Raw genomic sequence first — 1,112 nt, 5'->3', positions numbered from 1 at the left:
GGTGACGTGTGGAGCTGAGAGATACTAATCGGTCGAGGACTTATCCTAAAATAAGAATTGAATTCACACTCAAGAAACTTAAATGTATGTTATCTAGTTTTGAAAGAATGATTTCTTTCAACTAAATATATTATCTAGTGGCGATAGCGAAGAGGTCACACTCGTTCCCATGCCGAACACGATCGTTAAGCTCTTTTGCGCCGATGGTAGTTAGGGGCTTCCCCTTGTGAGAGTAGGACGTTGCTAGGTAAAATAAAGAACACATTCCAATGGAGTGTGTTCTTTTTGTTTTCGGAAATTGAGTATTTGCGTTAAGTGGTGCTGCATCTGCGTCTACAAGCATCGCTTCGTAGTAGGCTTCCTCGAAGCAAAGCTGCATGTAGATTAGTCAATGGAGTAATATCAAGCTGTGATTGAAGTCAGACTTCCCGACGTTTACTAGTGATGCTCTTGAGCCTGTTTGTCGTCGCAAAGCTGATAGAGATATTATAGACCTGAAAAAGTTTTTTTGGGTAATCCAATGTCGATTATTTTATAAAGCTCGTTTTTGTTAAACTTTATTTTAGTTTTATAAAGTATTCTATAGAATAGTTTCTTTTGCTATTAAAGGATATAACCAACTATCATAGATATTTTTTTATATAAGTGTTGACATGAGTGGTGTCACTTTGGTATTATTAAATTCTGTTGTTAAAGACATCTTTTTGAAGAGAAAAAAATAAAAAAAGATGTTGCGTAAAGATTATTGATGTGATACAATAAATCTTGTCGCTGAAACGACAGTGAATTTGATTGTTCTTTGAAAACTGAACACACAGCCAAGCGAATTAAAGAGATAGTAAATATCTCGTCAATGAATTTTTATTTTTGAGCTTTATCAAACACTTTTATGGAGAGTTTGATCCTGGCTCAGGACGAACGCTGGCGGCGTGCCTAATACATGCAAGTCGAGCGAACTCAATTAAAGCTTGCTTTATGAGAGTTAGCGGCGGACGGGTGAGTAACACGTGGGCAACCTGCCCTGTAGACTGGGATAACTTCGGGAAACCGAAGCTAATACCGGATAATCTTTGGAGCCTCATGGTTCTAAAGTGAAAGTTGGGTTTACCTAA

The 1,112-nt window shown here is 37.7% G+C and carries 2 rRNA genes; both read left to right on the top strand.

Annotated elements, in window-relative coordinates:
- The first annotated feature begins 133 nt into the window (after positions 1–133).
- Positions 134–249: ribosomal RNA gene (rrf, locus tag BKP37_RS06410) — 5S ribosomal RNA — on the top strand.
- Between the two features lie 637 nt (positions 250–886).
- Positions 887–1,112 (top strand): 16S ribosomal RNA (locus tag BKP37_RS06405); the annotation flags it as partial.

Source organism: Anaerobacillus alkalilacustris (assembly GCF_001866005.1).
GTDB lineage: Bacteria > Bacillota > Bacilli > Bacillales > Anaerobacillaceae > Anaerobacillus > Anaerobacillus alkalilacustris.
The sequence above is the reverse complement of the archived record's forward strand: the minus strand, read 5'-3'. Positions and strand labels throughout refer to the sequence as shown.